Source organism: Mannheimia bovis (genome assembly GCF_014541205.1).
Taxonomy (GTDB): Bacteria; Pseudomonadota; Gammaproteobacteria; order Enterobacterales; family Pasteurellaceae; genus Mannheimia; species Mannheimia bovis.
This window is the reverse complement of sequence record NZ_CP061280.1, coordinates 1,660,370-1,676,881: the sequence shown is the minus strand read 5'-3', so window position 1 is coordinate 1,676,881 and position 16,512 is coordinate 1,660,370. Positions and strand designations below refer to the sequence as shown.

The following is a 16,512-nucleotide window of genomic DNA, read 5'->3' as shown; positions in this document are numbered from 1 at the left end:
GTTCTGCAAATTATTCATCGTCGCCTAGTTCGCCCATTGCCATTACGCTGAAGCCTGCATCAACGTGTAATACTTCACCTGTTACACCTGATGATAAATCTGAGCATAAGAACGCAGCTGAATTACCCACATCATCGATAGTAACGGTACGGCGTAAAGCGGCAGTTTTCTCAAAGGCAGCAAGCATTTTCTTAAAGTTTTTGATACCTGATGCCGCTAATGTGCGGATCGGACCTGCTGAAATTGCATTTACACGAATGCCATCTTTACCTAAATCCGCTGCCATTACTCGGGTTGCCGCTTCTAATGATGCTTTTGCCAAACACATTACGTTGTAGTTCGGAATTGCACGCTCTGCACCTAAGTAGGTTAAAGTTAATAATGCAGCGTTTTCATTTAAGAATGGGCGTGCGGCTTGAGCCATTGCCACAAAGCTGTATGCACTGATGTCGTGAGCAATCCGGTAGCCTTCACGGGTGGCAGCGTTTACATAATCACCGTCTAATTGATCACCCGGTGCAAATGCGATGGCGTGAACGAAACCATCAAATTTTTCCCAATGTTTGCTTAAGTCAGCAAAGCATTCTGTGATGCTTTCATCGGTTGCTACATCTAATGGAAGTACGATGTCTGAACCAAATTCTTTGGCAAATTCTTCAACACGTGGTTTTAATTTATCGTTTAAGTAGGTGAACGCTAATTCTGCACCCTGTTGTTTCATTGCATTTGCAATACCGTAAGCGATTGAACGGTTACTTGCTAAACCTGTTACTAAAATGCGTTTGCCAGTTAAGATACCCATAAAAATTCCTCTATTTGTATTAATCGGGGTCAAAATTGTGTCGATTATAGCGGATATAGTGAAGGCGGGCAAATGGAGTTAGTGGCTCATCGGATCAGAAATCCCTTCTTGATTACTCATCGAAGAAGGGATTTTAGAGAAGTTATGCGGTTGTTTGGGCAATAATACTTTGTTGTGGCTTAATTGCTCCGGCTAATTCAGCTAATTCTTCCATACGATTAATGTGAATATATTTTCCTTGTACGGAAATCATACCACTTTTTTGGAAGCGTCCAAGTAAACGGCTAATGGTTTCAATGGTAAGCCCTAAATAGTTACCGATGTCACCACGTGTCATCGTTAGGCGGAATTCTTTTGCTGAAAAACCACGAGCAGAATAACGTTGGGAAAGGTTATATAAGAAAGCGGCTAATTTTTCTTCCGCATTCATTTTAGAGAGCAATAAAATCATTTCTTGATCGCTTTTAATTTCATTACTCATTAAACGCATAATTTGATGACGGATTTTAGGCATTTTGCCCGCAAGATCGTCTAAAATCTCAAAAGGGATTTCACAAATCATCGAAGTTTCTAACGCTTGTGCATAACCTTCGTGCTGCATATTAGTAATTGCATCAAAGCCGATTAAATCACCAGGGAGATGAAAACCTGTAATTTGCTCTTCACCGCTTTCGCTCAATGTATAGGCTTTTAATGTACCGGAACGAATGGCATAAAGTGAACGAAGCTCATCGCCGGATTTGAAAATCACCTGCGATTTTTGAACGGGTTTTTTACGCTCAATAATATTATCTAATTGTGTTAATTCAGATTCATTAAGCGTGAAAGGTAAACACAACTGGCTGATACTACAATTTTGGCAATGAATTGTGCAAGCGTGGCGTCCAGCGGGTTTTAGTTCTGAGACAATTTTCATCCATTCAACCTTAAATGTTCTTAAAATTTGATTTAGAGCAAAGTTTACCACTAAAGCTAAGTGGAATCAAAGAGCAAAAAAACAAGTATTACAAATATAAAATTAATTTTTAACGAATATTGATTTTTGCGATCTACTTCAAGTTTTTATTTTTTAGAGTATGTTAGTATGCTCTAAAATCATTAAGATAAGTCTAAATAAGGAGATTATTATGTATAAACATATTTTAGTGGCAGTTGATCTTTCAGAAGAAAGTTTGGTGCTAGTGCGTAAAGGTGCAGGATTAGCGGAAAAATGTGGAGCTAAACTTTCACTTATTCATGTTGATGTTAATTTCTCTGACTTATATACAGGATTAATTGATATTAATATGTCTTCCGTACAAGATAGTGCAGCTGCGGAAACCAATACTGCATTGGCAGAATTAGCAGCGAAGGTAGATTATCCTGTTTCTGATTGTTTAAATGGTACGGGTGATTTTACTCAAGTACTAGAAGAAGCTGTGGATAAACATAGTGTCGATTTATTGATTACAGGGCACCATCAAGACTTCTGGAGTAAATTTATGTCTTCAACTCGTCAAGTAATGAATAATATTACAATTGATATGCTTGTTGTGCCACTATCAGAAGAATAGTTGTAAATTTTTAAAGAAAATGAACCGCTTGCGGGGGAGGTTGCTCTACAAGCGGTTATTTTTTAGCAAAATTTTGCAAAAATATTTTCATTATCTAAAAAATAAGCCGAACTAGACTAACAAAATGGCATAAAAAATGTGTAAAATAGACGATAAATCAAAGTTTAACTTCTATTTTCAAAAGAGTATTTTTAATGAAAACAACTTCAGAAATCAGACAATCGTTTTTAGAGTTCTTCCAAACTAAAGGTCATACCATTGTTCCAAGCAGTTCACTTGTGCCTGAAAATGACCCGACACTATTATTTACCAATGCGGGTATGAACCAATTCAAAGATGTTTTTCTTGGTTTGGAAAAACGTCCTTACACTCGTGCAACCACCGCTCAACGTTGTGTGCGTGCTGGTGGTAAACACAATGACTTAGAAAATGTAGGTTACACAGCTCGCCACCATACTTTCTTTGAAATGATGGGAAATTTCAGCTTTGGCGATTATTTCAAACAAGATGCGATTAAATTTGGCTGGGAATATTTAACATCGCCACAATGGCTAGGTTTACCAAAAGAAAAATTATACGTTACCGTTTATGAAACCGATGATGAAGCCTATGAGATTTGGAATAAAGAAGTAGGTGTTCCAACAGATCATATTATTCGTATTGGTGATAACAAAGGTGCTCCTTATGCGTCAGACAACTTCTGGGCAATGGGGGATACTGGTCCTTGTGGTCCGTGTACTGAGATTTTCTACGATCACGGACCTGATCATTGGGGGGGCTTACCGGGTTCACCTGAAGAAGATGGCGACCGTTATATTGAAGTGTGGAATATCGTCTTTATGCAGTTCAATCGCTTAGCAGATGGCACAATGGAAAAATTACCTAAACCGTCTGTGGATACCGGTATGGGCTTAGAGCGTATGACTGCGGTAATGCAGCACGTGAATTCCAACTACGAAATTGATATTTTCCAAACTTTAATTAAAGAAGTAGCATCGCTTCTCAATGTGTCTGATTTAGATAATAAATCTTTACGTGTGGTGGCTGATCACATTCGTGCTTGTTCTTATTTAATTGCTGATGGCGTTATGCCATCTAACGAAGGACGTGGCTATGTATTACGCCGTATTATCCGCAGAGCAGTTCGCCACGGCAATATTTTAGGGGCAAAAGAAGCCTTCTTCTACAAACTTGTACCGACCCTTGCAAAAGTAATGGGGCAAGCAGGAGAAGTGGTGGCTCAGAAACAAGCTCATATTCAAAAAGCATTAAAAGCAGAAGAAGAGCAGTTCGCTCGCACATTAGAGCGTGGCTTAAATTTATTAGAAGAAGCATTAGCAAAAGTGGAAAATAACACACTTTCTGGCGATGTAGCATTTAAACTTTACGATACTTACGGTTTTCCACTTGATTTAACCGCTGATGTTTGCCGTGAACGAAATATTGTGATTGATGAAAAAGGCTTTGAAGCAGCAATGACGGCTCAGCGTGAGCGAGCGAAAGCCAGCAGTAATTTCGGTGTAGATTACAATAATGTGATTAAAGTAGAGGGGCAAACCAAGTTTTTAGGTTATGAACAAACTGCGTATAACGCAAAAGTAGTGGGCTTATTCTGTAATGGTATTGCAGTTGAAAAAATCGAATCAGGTGATAATGCTGTGGTGATTTTGGACCAAACGCCGTTTTATGCTGAATCAGGTGGTCAAGTAGGTGATAGAGGTGAAATTAGTTCGCCGTTAGGTTTGTTTCAAGTGAATGATACCCAAAAATATGGTCAAGTTTGGGGGCATATTGGGCAATTAAATGGTGGCGTTTTAGCGATTGGTGATGTAGTTTCAGCACTCGTAAATGTGGAACGTCGCCAAGCAATCACTTCAAATCACAGTGCAACGCATTTACTGCACGCAGCACTCCGTGAAGTATTAGGCGACCACGTTGCACAAAAAGGCTCTTTAGTGTCTGAAGATAGTTTACGTTTTGATTTCTCTCAACCGGAAGCAATTGCAAAAGCGGATTTAGAAGAAATTGAGCGTATTGTTAATGCGAAGATTCGTGAAAATATCCAAGTTCAAATTGGTACAATGGGTATTGAACAAGCAAAAGAAAAAGGGGCAATGGCACTATTTGGCGAGAAATACGGTGATGTAGTACGCGTAGTTGAAATGGGAGCATTCTCAATTGAGTTATGTGGTGGTATTCACGTCAGACAAACAGGTGATATTGGCTTATTTAAATTTGTATCTGAAGGTGCAGTAGCTGCTGGTATTCGTCGTGTAGAAGCAGTAACCGGAGAAAAGGCAATTGCGTTATTACACAGCCAACAACAGGTACTAAACCAAATTGCTGACCTTCTGAAAGCAGATCAAGCCTCAATTGTGGAGAAAATTCAGCAATTACAAGATAAAGCGAAAAAAGCAGAGAAAGAGCTACAAAACCTGAAAGAAAAGCAAGCTGCACAAGCGGGTGGAGAATTAGCAAAATCAGCGAAACAGATTAATGGTGTGAATGTCATCATTGAAAAACTGGATAATGTAGATAGCAAAGCACTCCGTACAATGGTAGACGATCTGAAAAATCAACTTGGTTCAGGTGTAATTGCCTTTGCTACTGAAATCGAAGGTAAAGTAAGCCTTATTGTGGGTGTAACTAAAGATTTAACGGCAAAAGTAAATGCAGGTGAATTAGTTGGTGTAATGGCAGCTGCAGTTGGAGGAAAAGGCGGTGGTCGTCCGGATATGGCAATGGCGGGTGGTTCTGAACCTCAAAATATTCCACAAGCATTAAGTCTTGCTCAGGAATGGATTGTTCAAAAAATTTAACAAAATAATAACACGGCGAGATAAACTCGCCTTCAAAAATTTACTCTTGTCATAAAGAGTTTTTAACCCAGTAAGGAGACAATTATGCTTATTCTAACTCGTAAGATTGGGGAGGTTTTACTCGTAGGAGACAATGTTGAGATTACGGTACTCAACATTCGAGGAAACCAAGTGAAATTAGGTGTGAATGCACCAAAAGAAATCTCAGTTCACCGTCAAGAGATCTATGAAAGGATTAAAGCCTCAGCAGAAGAGGATAAATTCTGATTATTCATTAACCTCACAAGGAATATACTATGGGAAAACTCACTTGTTTTAAAGCGTATGATATTCGCGGTCAATTAGGCACTGAATTGAATACGGATATTGCATATCGTATCGGACGTGCTTTTGGGCAATATCTAAAGCCAAAATCAATCGTAGTAGGTGGAGATGTTCGTTTAACCAGCAACGAATTGAAAAGTGCAGTTACAAACGGATTATTGGATTCAGGTGTTGATGTTATCGACTTAGGTTTAACCGGTACAGAAGAGGTTTATTTTGCTACCTCTTTCTTACAAGCAGATGGTGGTATCCAAGTAACAGCAAGTCATAATCCGATGGATTATAACGGTATGAAATTGGTGCGTGAAGGTTCTCGCCCGATTAGTGCCGATACAGGCTTAGCCGATATTCAACGTTTGGCAGAGGAGAATAATTTCCCAGCTGTTGAAAAACGAGGTAAATACAAACAAAAATCAGTACAAGGTGATTATGTTGAACATTTATTGTCTTACATTGATTTAACTAAGCTTACGCCTAAAAAATTAATGATTAATTCTGGTAACGGAGCAGCAGGACAAATCATTGATGCGATTGAAGCACAATTCAAAGCCCAACAAGTGCCGGTTGAGTTTATTAAAGTTCATAATAACCCAGATGGCAATTTCCCAAATGGTATTCCTAACCCAATTCTACACGAAAACCGTGAAGATTCTATTAAAGCCGTTTTAGAAAACAACGCTGACATCGGTATTGCTTTTGATGGCGATTTTGACCGATGTTTCTTCTTTGATGAAAAAGGTGGCTTTATCGAAGGTTATTATGTGGTAGGTTTACTATCACAAGCCTTCTTAGCTAAAAATAAAGGGGCGAAGATCATCTACGATCCACGTTTGATTTGGAATACGGAAGAGCTTGTTCGTGAGGCAGGCGGTGAGCCGGTAATGTCTAAATCAGGGCATTCATTCATTAAAGAAAAAATGCGTGAAGTAGATGCGATTTATGGTGGTGAAATGTCAGCACACCACTATTTCCGTGATTTCTTCTACTGCGACAGTGGTATGATCCCGTGGCTATTAACCTTAGAGTTATTATGCACCACAGGTAAATCATTGAGTGAGTTAGTGGGTGAACGTTTGGATAAATTTCCATCGCCGGGCGAAATTAACAGTAAATTAACTGATGCACAAGCCTCAATTGCTCGAGTAAAAGAAGCCTACAAAGACGGAAAGGTAGAAACTTTAGACGGTATTAGCGTTGAATTTGACAACTGGCGTTTTAACTTACGCAGTTCTAATACTGAACCAGTGGTTCGTTTAAATTTAGAAACGCGTGGCGATAAAACCCTAATGCAACAAAAAACCGATGAAATTTTAGCCTTATTACGCCAGTAATGCTTAAACTTTTGTAAAAAAATGAAAAAAGATGACCGCTTGCGATATACTACAAGCGGTCTATTTTCAATAAAACTTCACATATCATAAGGATTTCAAATGAAAGTGATTATCCCCGTTGCAGGTCTTGGTACTCGTATGTTACCTGCAACAAAAGCTATTCCTAAAGAAATGCTTACTCTTGCAGATAAACCTTTAATTCAATATATCATTAATGAATGTGTATCAGCAGGTTTCAAAGAAATTGTACTGGTAACACATTCTTCAAAAAATGCTATCGAAAACCACTTTGATACTTCTTTTGAGCTCGAAACAATGCTTGAAAAGCGTGTTAAACGCCAATTATTAGATGAAGTTCGTTCTATTATTCCAAAAGATGTTCGTTTGATTCACGTCCGTCAAGGTCAAGCAAAAGGTTTAGGGCACGCGGTTTTATGTGGCAGAGCAGTAGTGGGCAATGAGCCATTTGCGGTAGTATTACCTGACGTATTATTAGGCGAATTTACAGCAGACCAAAAAACAGAAAACTTAGCTGCAATGGTTAAACGCTTTAAGGAAACAGGTTATAGTCAAATTATGGTTGCACCTGTACCGATGGAAAATGTGAGTAGCTACGGTGTGGCTGATTGCAATGGGGTTGATATCCCGTTAGGTGGCTCTGCACCTATTGTAAAAATGGTGGAAAAGCCGAGTATAGAAGAAGCCCCTTCTAATCTTGCAGTTGTCGGACGTTATGTATTTTCAGCAAACATTTGGGAATTACTGGAGAAAACCCCGGTCGGTGTGGGTGATGAAATTCAGCTTACCGATGCAATTGATATGCTTATTCACCAAGAAATGGTTGAAGCCTTTAATATGACTGGTCGCTCATTCGACTGCGGTGATAAAGTCGGTTATATGAAGGCTTTCGTTGAATATAGCTTAAATCACGATAAATGCGGAAAAGAATTTAAAGTATTTATTAAAGATTTAGCGAAATCTCTATAACGTTATCTTACTGGAGATAGGCACTATTCAAGTGCCTATTTATTTAAATAACAATTCCTGTTCTAAATCCTCAATCGCCTGAGTACACTTCTTTTTGCGGTATTCTGTTTCTATAATTTGATTTTGCAGTTCTTGCTTTAATATCTCATTTTCCTGATTATAATTCTTTTCCATTAACCAACTCATCTTTTCATTCAGTGCTCTTAATGCCTTACGGTATTCCTGTAAGCGTTTATTCGGCGAAAGAGTGTGAATATTTGATGCAAATTGAAAAGAAGATTGAAATTGGGCTACGTTCTTTTTCTCTTGAATTTTATTAATAGCACTATTAAGTGCATCAAATTGCTTAATCAGCTTTTCAGCGTAAAATTCACTATATTCAATATCTTTTTGATTGAGTAACTGCTCCGCAGTTTTTTCGATTTCATTAATAAAAAAACTTACTAGACCGGATTGCTTAGGAAAAAAGCTAGAATTAATCGTGATTTTTTGTTCAGAAAAAGAGGATGATTCAGTTAAATTCTGCTTTATTTGAGCAAGAAAAATGTATTTTTGCATATTAAAATTTATAGGCAGTAAAGTTAGAAACAGTACCATTGTATATAAAATTATAATGAAAGCAAAAAGTTATCTAAAAGCGGTTCATATAAACTATTTTTTGTAAAGCAAGATAAAAAACAGCTTAAAATTTACCTGATTAAATAATAATCAAATAAATGAGATGAGTAAACCTTTTTAAAATTGTATAACTTAATAAGATAAAATATAAAAAAGCCTTATTTTTCAAAGAGCTATAAATTTTCCAAAGTTGGAGTGGAATGAGTAAAATTCTCCAAATGAAATTAAAATTATCTAACTTTTTGATTTAAAAAGATTATTTTGATATGTAAAAAAGAGCTTAAGCTATTGACATTAACTTGTCTTTTTGCAATTATGCTTATGAAAACAATGTGAAGCTATATTGCCTACCATTGTGATTTGGAGTGTTGCTCTTACACCTTAACGAGAGCAATAGCTATTATACAACATATAAAAATCTAAGGTGAAAATTATGAAAAAAACATTAGTTGCATTAGCACTAACTGCATTCGCAGCTTCAGCATCAGCAACTGTAGTATATGATGCAGAAGGTACAAAAGTAGATTTCTGGGGTTCTGTTCGTGTAATCGCAGATAACCAAACAACAAAAACAGCTGGCAAAAAAGATGCTACTGAAGATAACGGAGATACCAAATTACGTAACGCAGGTACTCGTTTTGGCGTGAAAGTAAACCACGCATTAAATGACAACGGTTTCTACGCTTTAGGTCAAGTACAAGTGCGTTTTAAAGGTGACCAAAACTCTGACTTTGGTAGCTTATATGCTCACAGTGCATTCGTTGGTTTAGGTCAAAAAGAGTATGGTCAAATTACTTTCGGTAAACAAGCTGTAATTGCAGACGATGTTGGTTTAGCAAATGACTATGAATATGGTTTATTAGGTGACTATGTAAAAACAACTAGTACAAGTGCAATTCGTTATGATTATAATGGTATTGAAGGTTTAACATTAAGCGGTAACTATAACTTTAGCCAAGATGAAAAAAATAATGGTGATGCATTAAATAAAGCAATCAAAAATGGCTACGGGTTTGGTGCAATCTATGAAGTAAACAACTGGATCTTACAAGGTGCTTACGGTCGTACACACTATAAAACAGATTCAGCAGATAAAATCCGTGCAAACGCATTTGATGCAGCAATTGGTTATAACCTAAGCGATGCAGCTGTAATTGGTGTTGATGGTGGTTACGAAGTTGAGAAAAAAGGCTCAGCAAAACAGAAAAAATACTACGTAGGTCCGATGGTTAAAGTTCAATTAACAGATAAATCATCTGTTTATGCTAACTATAGCTACGGTCATACTGAACGCTACAATGGTAATAAAAACAAATCACACGGCTTCTTAGCTGGTACTGATTATAAATTCCACAAAAACGTAGTTGCTTTCGTTGAAGGTAAATATGTAACAGCAAGAGACCACAATGTAGATGGTTCTCGTTCTGCGAAAAAAGCAGAACAAGCAATCGGTGTTGGTTTACGCGTAAACTGGTAATTACTGATTTGCTAATCTAGTTTAACCCCTAACAAATTTTTGTTAGGGGTTTTATTTTGGTAAATTTTTTAGAAAATATGACCGCTTGTTAGGAAAATAATTTCCCAATCACTCTACCATTTCCCTATTTTTCGGATAGAATATAATCATTATTTTTAATACAAGAGGTGAAAAATGACAGAGGTTTATAACTTCAGTGCAGGTCCGGCAATGATGCCTAAAAAAGTGTTAGAAAAAGCACAACACGAATTATTAAATTGGTTAGATCAAGGCACTTCGGTAATGGAAGTAAGCCATCGTGGTAAATTGTTTATGGAGTTAGCGGCTCAATCTGAGGCAGATTTACGCCAGCTTTATAATGTGCCGGATAACTATCGTATTCTATTTTTACAAGGTGGAGCAAGAGGGCAGTTTGCCGCTATTCCAATGAACTTAATCGGTAAAAAAGGCAAAGCTCTTTATTTAAATTCAGGGCATTGGTCTGCAACTGCGGCAAAAGAAGCGCGTAACTTCACCGAAATTGATGAAATTAATATTTTAGAGACCGATCCGCAACTAAAAATAAACCGCTTAGATTTTAGCGATATTGCTGATCAGTATGATTATGTGCATTACTGTACCAATGAAACTATTAGCGGTGTTGAAATTGTTGATATTCCGAATGTAGGTAACACGCCGCTAGTTGCGGATATGTCATCAAATATTTTGGCTCGTGGCATTGATATTAGCAAATTTGGCGTGATTTATGCAGGTGCCCAGAAAAATCTAGGACCAGCAGGTATTACGATTGTGATTATTCGTGATGATTTAATCGGCAATGCCCGCAAAGATACTCCATCTATTTGGAATTATGCGGTTCAGCGTGATGCAGATTCAATGATTAACACACCGCCAACATTTGCGTGGTATCTTTGTTCATTAGTATTCAAACATTTATTGGCAGAAGGTGGTTTAAAAGCGACGGAAGAGCATAATTTAGCAAAAGCCGGCTTGTTATATGATTATTTAGATAATTCTAAATTCTATTACAACGTGGTAGCGAAAGAGAATCGCTCGTTGATGAATGTTACCTTCACCACAGGTAATGACGAGTTAAATGCAAAATTTGTAAGTGAGGCGACCGCTTGTGGTTTACACGCATTAAAAGGACATAAAGTACTAGGCGGTATGCGTGCCTCAATTTATAACGCAATGCCAATTGAGGGAGTGAAAGCGTTGATTGAGTTTATGAAAGAATTTGAACAGCGTAATGCCTAAAAACTAAGTAATGAGTAATTAAAAGAGCCACTTAAAGTGGCTCTTTTAGTTTATTTAGATAGCGGTTTTAAACAGATAGAAGTTATAAGCGACAAAAGATAAAAGCAATACAATCCCTTCTAAACGATTAATTCTTCCACCTTCCGGTCTGCGATATATATTCAAGCCAAACACAAAAAGTAAGAAAGTTAAGGCAGACATAATAACAATATCACGAGAGAATACTTCTGCCGCTGCTTGCATTGGTTCGATTGCACCTGCAATACCTACCACCGCAAGAGTATTAAATAAGTTAGAACCGATGATATTGCCTAATGCTAAATCCACTTCACCTTTACGAGCAGCAGCAATAGATGAAGCTAATTCAGGTAAAGATGTACCAACCGCTACAATAGTTAAACCGATAACTAAATCGCTCACACCAAAGAATTTTGCAACTTCAACTGCTCCCCATACCAAGAATTGAGAACTGATTACTAAGAGAACTAATCCGAGAACAACCCATAAAATAGCTTTTCCCAGCGGCATTTGATTGCTTGCTAGTTCGGCATCAACGTCTGTACCTAAGGCATCATTTTTACTTTTCATTGCGGTAATGACTGTCCAAACCATATAAGCAGCAAATACAGAAAGTAAAATGATTGCATCAAGTGTAGTTATATTGGCATCGTAAACTAAATAGGCAGAAAGTAGCGTAACTGCCATTAAAATCGGCAATTCCTTTTTCAATACATCAGAGTGTACTAACAGAGGTTTAATGATGGCAGTTAAACCTAAAATAAGAGCGATATTGGTAATGTTTGAGCCGTAAGCGTTACCGAGTGCAATGCCGGGAGAACCGCTTAATGCAGATGAAGCTGAAACGATCATCTCTGGGGCTGATGTACCAAAGCCAATAATGACAATACCGATTAAAAGTGGTGTCATACCAAAATGGCGAGCGGCAGAAGCAGCTCCATCAACAAAGCGGTCAGCACTCCAAACTAACACAATTAAGCCACCGATAATGGCAGCAAGAGCAAGAGTCATAAATTATCCTTCTATTACAAAATGAGATTGCATTATAGCTTGTTGTATAAAAATAAATATAGGCAAAGCAAAATAAATCGCCTATTATTTTGATAATTTTAGACGGAGTAATGATGAAAAATAGTAGCGAATTAAAAACGCTTTTAGCTGAATTTACGGAAAAGCAAAAACAGGTATTTCCAACTACAGATGTAATGGCTCTAATCAATCAGCGTAGCCGTTTTTACGATGAAATTTTGCTCACACTTTGGCAAAAATACGGGCTGGAGAAGCGTGAAGATCTCGCATTATTAGCCGTTGGAGGTTATGGGCGAGAAGAGATGTTCCCGCTCTCTGATCTTGATATTTTAGTACTATCCGACAAGCCGTTAGATGATCCAACGCAACAAGTGTTGAATGAATTATTTAATTTGCTGTGGGACAGTAAATTACAGTTAGGAACAAGTGTTCGAACCCTTGATGAATGTATTGCGATCGGAAAAGCAGAAATTTCAGTTGCCACCAATATGTTGGAAGGGCGTTTTCTATTTGGCAATCATCAGCTCTGGATTAGATTAAAAGAGGCAATATATCAGCCGGATTTTTGGGAAATTAAGGCGTTTTTTGCAGCAAAAATGGACGAAAAGAATGCTCGTTACGCCCGTTATCATAATACCAGTTACAATCTTGAGCCTGATTTAAAACACAGCCCGGGAGGGTTGCGAGATCTGAATTTGATCTCTTGGATTATGTTACGCCAATACGGTGTTTATTCATTCATTGATTTACTCAATAAAGGTTTGCTTTATTCCGAAGAATATAAAGAGTTAATGGCGGCACAAGCGGTGCTTTTTCGTATGCGTTTTGCACTTCATTTGCAGCTCAAACGTTACGATAACCGTTTGAGATTTGATAGACAGCTACAACTCAGCGAATTTCTAGGTTATCAAGGTGAAGGCAATCAAGCAGTTGAAATGATGATGCGAGATTACTTCCAAGCCACAAAATCTATTTCTCAACTAAGCCAGCTCATACTTAATGGTTTTGAGCAAACCCACTTATTGAATTTGCAAAAAATTGGTGAAAAGCAACCGCTTGATGCTTATTTTTACCAACAAAATCAGATGGTATTTATTGAAGATCGTCGCATTTTCAAAAATCAACCTACTACAATGTTGGATTTATTCTTCCATCTTACGCATTTTCCGCAGTTAGTTGCGAGTGCAGATACGTTAAGGCAACTTCGGTTATCTCTCCAGCAACAAGAGCAATCGCTTTGTGAAGCTCAGGATATGCGAGAAAAATTTGTGCAGCTTTTTTCTCAGCCTAAAGTGGTATCCCGAGCGATTTTACCAATGCACCAATTGGGTTTCTTGAAAGCCTACTTACCACAATGGAAAGGTATTGAAGGATTAATGCAGTTTGATCTTTTCCATATTTATACGGTAGATGAACACAGTATCCGAGTAATGTTGAATTTAGAAAACTTTGCTGAGAATACTCAACATTCTATTTTTCCTCTTGCCAATACCTTATTTTCACAGCTATCGGATAAGTACGACTTAATTTATCTTGCTGCACTTTTTCACGATATTGCGAAGGGCAGAGAAGGCGACCACGCTAAAGTTGGGGCGGAGGATATACGTGAGTTTGCCAAATTACACGGCTTTAACCAAGAACAAACAGATTATATGGTGTGGCTTGTGGAGGAGCATTTGACGATGTCGATTACGGCTCAACGGCGTGATATCCACGACCCTGAAGTGGTACGTACATTTGCAAAAAAAGTGAAAAATTCGACCGCTTTATCTTCACTACTTTGTTTAACGGTTGCCGATATTTGTGCAACCAGCGAGAGTTTATGGAACGATTGGAAAGCCTCACTTTTTACCCAACTTTACCAATTTACTTTGCAACAATTAGCCGAAAACTTGGATTACGAGGCAGTAGCTAAAGAGCATCGTCTACAGGCATTAGAATTGATGAAATTTGTGCTTTCTGCTGATGAACGAAAGCTCTTAACAACCTTTTGGCAACCTTGTCCGCAGAGCTATTTTTTACGTCATAAACCCACTCAATTGGTGTGGCACGCATTGAGTTATATTAAAAATCGCCAATTGCCGATGGTGTTAATCAGTAACGAGTACGCAAGAGGCGGAACAGAAATTTTTGTTTGTTGCCAAGACCAGCCTCAACTTTTTGCTCGTATTGCACATTTATTAAGCCAAAAGAAAATCAGTATTCACGATGCTCAAATTATTACTAGCGAAAACGGCTTGGTGTTAGATAGTTTTATCGTAACCGAACGTAATGGAGACGATTTGACCGACGAAAGAAGCCTGCAAATTCAGCAATCTTTAACAAATATGTTAGCAATGCCGAACAATCAGGTAAGGTTTATTAAAAAGCCTGTTAAGCACGCTTCATTTAAACGCAAAACAAGGTTACGCTTTCTTCCACAATCATCAAAACAGCAAACGGAGTTTGAGCTATTTACTCTTGATCGAGATGGATTATTGGCTCAAATCGGCTATATTTTTAATCGCCTTGAGTTGAATTTACTCAATGCCAAAATTACAACTATTGGCGAGAGAGTAGAAGATTTCTTTGTGGTAAATAATGCTGAAGGAAAAGCACTCTCAGAGCAAGAGCAGTTGGTACTTCAAGAAACAATAATGAGAGAACTGGATAACGAATAGTAAAAACCGCTTGTAATTCATTACGACAAGCGGTTGTTTTTAGTAAAAATTTTACGATTTTAATAAGCCGGAAGAACCTTCAGAGTAATCCCTTGGTTGATCTTCATCTGTTTTTTCAGGTTGAGCAGGTAATTGAGCTTGCTGGAAAAACTCAATGTTTTTAGCATTTTCCGGTAATAATTTTTCAGAACTTTGAGCTAAATGGGCATAAAGTTTTTTATAATCAGCTGCTAAAGTTGAAAGCAGCTGGGCAGATTGCTCAAAATGTTGTTCAAGTTGTTGTTTTTGTTCATCAACTTGTGTTTTGGTTTGTTTAAGTTCTCGCTCTAATTCGTGTTGCTTCCGTACATTACTATTGAGTACACGCACTAGGGTACAACCTACTACAGCTCCCACAATAAATGCTGCGGCAATTGCTGCCCAAACATCACTGGTCCATTGTTCCATCATAAACTCCTTATGTTTAAGTAGTGAATTTATAATGCTATTTTTAACATTTCAGCTTTTATTTGAAAAGCTCCAAATGATTAAAATGTGATATAGGTTCAATTTTAAATAATAAGTCTAAAAAACATTAGATTTTTGGTTAAAAAGTCTGTATAATTCCGCCACCCTGTTTTGCTTGGAGTTTCCCGCCAAGCAGTTTGGTCAGAATTGACTCGAAGGGGTTGGATTCTACCGTCATAGGTAATTCCTTTTTACAGGAATTGGGTTATAAACTTTATATTTTGGTATTTAATTAATGAAAACTTTTGTAGCAAAACCAGAAACAGTACAACGTGACTGGTATGTAGTAGATGCGACAGGTAAAACTTTAGGTCGTTTAGCTACTGAATTAGCACGCCGTTTACGCGGTAAACATAAAGCTGAATATACTCCGCACGTAGATACAGGTGATTACATCATCGTTATCAATGCAGAGAAAGTAGCAGTAACTGGCAAAAAAGAAACTGATAAAATCTACTACTGGCACACTGGCTATGTAGGTGGTATCAAAGATGCAACCTTCAAAGAAATGATTGCACGTCGTCCGGAAGCAGTGATCGAGATCGCAGTTAAAGGTATGTTACCTAAAGGTCCTTTAGGTCGTGAAATGTTCCGTAAATTAAAAGTTTACGCAGGTAACGAACATAACCACGCTGCACAACAACCACAAGTTTTAGACATCTAATCACGGAGCAGAAAAATGACAGCAGCAAATCAAAACTACGGCACAGGTCGCCGCAAAAGCTCTTCAGCTCGTGTATTTATCAAACCGGGCAGTGGTAACATTACCATCAACCAACGTTCTTTAGAGGTTTACTTCGGTCGTGAAACTTCACGTATGATCGTTCGTCAACCATTAGAATTAGTTGAATTAACAGATAAATTAGACCTATACATCACTGTAACCGGTGGTGGTATTTCTGGTCAAGCGGGTGCAATCCGTCACGGTATCACTCGTGCATTAATGGAATACGATGAAACTCTACGCCCAGCACTTCGTGCAGCAGGCTTCGTTACTCGTGACGCACGTCGCGTTGAACGTAAAAAAGTGGGTTTACACAAAGCACGTCGTCGTCCACAATACTCAAAACGTTAATTTTATTTTCGTTTTCAAGAAGGCAGGGTTTCCTGCCTTTTTTATTATCTATAAA

Annotated in this window: 15 protein-coding genes; 10 read left to right on the top strand and 5 right to left on the bottom strand. The window is 37.8% G+C overall.

Annotated features, from left to right (window positions below; translation table 11 throughout):
- Positions 1–10: 10 nt before the first annotated feature.
- Together ICJ55_RS08320 and ICJ55_RS08315 are read right to left on the bottom strand one after the other, a co-directional pair.
- Positions 11–802 carry an enoyl-ACP reductase FabI gene (locus tag ICJ55_RS08320; RefSeq protein ID WP_188156382.1) on the bottom strand — a complete coding sequence of 264 codons (792 nt, stop codon included), beginning with the start codon at positions 800–802 and terminating at the stop codon, positions 11–13.
- A gap of 142 nt (positions 803–944) precedes the next feature.
- Positions 945–1,718 (bottom strand): FNR family transcription factor, encoded by a 774-nt coding sequence (locus ICJ55_RS08315; protein ID WP_188156381.1) that lies wholly within the window; start codon positions 1,716–1,718, stop codon positions 945–947.
- Between the two features lie 211 nt (positions 1,719–1,929).
- On the opposite strand from ICJ55_RS08315, the gene ICJ55_RS08310 reads away from it, so the two are divergent.
- From ICJ55_RS08310 to galU, 5 genes are all read left to right on the top strand, one after another.
- The gene (locus tag ICJ55_RS08310) at positions 1,930–2,355 is read left to right on the top strand and encodes a universal stress protein (RefSeq protein WP_188156380.1); all 426 of its coding nucleotides are present in this window, start codon (positions 1,930–1,932) and stop codon (positions 2,353–2,355) included.
- 194 nt (positions 2,356–2,549) lie between these two features.
- Positions 2,550–5,174, top strand: a complete 2,625-nt coding sequence (gene alaS, locus ICJ55_RS08305) for an alanine--tRNA ligase (RefSeq protein WP_188156379.1) — start codon at positions 2,550–2,552, stop codon at positions 5,172–5,174.
- 84 nt (positions 5,175–5,258) lie between these two features.
- Positions 5,259–5,441, top strand: a complete 183-nt coding sequence (csrA, locus tag ICJ55_RS08300) for a carbon storage regulator CsrA (RefSeq protein WP_025235917.1) — start codon at positions 5,259–5,261, stop codon at positions 5,439–5,441.
- Between the two features lie 29 nt (positions 5,442–5,470).
- Positions 5,471–6,829, top strand: coding sequence for a phosphohexomutase domain-containing protein (locus ICJ55_RS08295; RefSeq protein ID WP_188156378.1), 1,359 nt, complete (start codon positions 5,471–5,473; stop codon positions 6,827–6,829).
- A gap of 99 nt (positions 6,830–6,928) precedes the next feature.
- Complete coding sequence (gene galU / locus ICJ55_RS08290; RefSeq protein ID WP_188156377.1) at positions 6,929–7,816, top strand: UTP--glucose-1-phosphate uridylyltransferase GalU; 888 nt, start codon at positions 6,929–6,931, stop codon at positions 7,814–7,816.
- Positions 7,817–7,855: 39 nt separating this feature from the next.
- Here galU and priC read toward each other — a convergent pair whose 3' ends face one another.
- A complete protein-coding gene (gene priC / locus ICJ55_RS08285) occupies positions 7,856–8,374 on the bottom strand; it encodes a primosomal replication protein PriC (RefSeq protein WP_188156376.1) in 519 nt (172 codons plus the stop codon).
- 493 nt (positions 8,375–8,867) lie between these two features.
- Between priC and ICJ55_RS08280 the strand changes: the two genes are divergently transcribed.
- Together ICJ55_RS08280 and serC are read left to right on the top strand one after the other, a co-directional pair.
- Positions 8,868–9,911 (top strand): porin, encoded by a 1,044-nt coding sequence (locus ICJ55_RS08280; protein ID WP_188156375.1) that lies wholly within the window; start codon positions 8,868–8,870, stop codon positions 9,909–9,911.
- A gap of 174 nt (positions 9,912–10,085) precedes the next feature.
- Entirely contained in the window at positions 10,086–11,168 is a 1,083-nt protein-coding gene (gene serC, locus ICJ55_RS08275) for a 3-phosphoserine/phosphohydroxythreonine transaminase (RefSeq protein WP_188156374.1), read from the top strand.
- 54 nt (positions 11,169–11,222) lie between these two features.
- Here the strand turns inward: serC and ICJ55_RS08270 are convergent, their stop codons facing one another.
- Positions 11,223–12,197 carry a calcium/sodium antiporter gene (locus ICJ55_RS08270; RefSeq protein WP_188156373.1) on the bottom strand — a complete coding sequence of 325 codons (975 nt, stop codon included), beginning with the start codon at positions 12,195–12,197 and terminating at the stop codon, positions 11,223–11,225.
- A gap of 110 nt (positions 12,198–12,307) precedes the next feature.
- Here ICJ55_RS08270 and glnD point away from each other — a divergent pair, with 110 nt between their 5' ends.
- On the top strand, positions 12,308–14,875 hold the full coding sequence (glnD, locus tag ICJ55_RS08265) for a bifunctional uridylyltransferase/uridylyl-removing protein GlnD (RefSeq protein WP_188156372.1): 2,568 nt from the start codon (positions 12,308–12,310) through the stop codon (positions 14,873–14,875).
- Between the two features lie 51 nt (positions 14,876–14,926).
- Here glnD and ICJ55_RS08260 read toward each other — a convergent pair whose 3' ends face one another.
- On the bottom strand, positions 14,927–15,322 hold the full coding sequence (locus ICJ55_RS08260; RefSeq protein ID WP_188157715.1) for a Z-ring associated ZapG family protein: 396 nt from the start codon (positions 15,320–15,322) through the stop codon (positions 14,927–14,929).
- A gap of 295 nt (positions 15,323–15,617) precedes the next feature.
- On the opposite strand from ICJ55_RS08260, the gene rplM reads away from it, so the two are divergent.
- Complete coding sequence (gene rplM / locus ICJ55_RS08255; protein ID WP_025217228.1) at positions 15,618–16,046, top strand: 50S ribosomal protein L13; 429 nt, start codon at positions 15,618–15,620, stop codon at positions 16,044–16,046.
- 15 nt (positions 16,047–16,061) lie between these two features.
- Positions 16,062–16,457, top strand: coding sequence for a 30S ribosomal protein S9 (gene rpsI / locus ICJ55_RS08250; RefSeq protein WP_025217229.1), 396 nt, complete (start codon positions 16,062–16,064; stop codon positions 16,455–16,457).
- Positions 16,458–16,512: the final 55 nt, after the last annotated feature.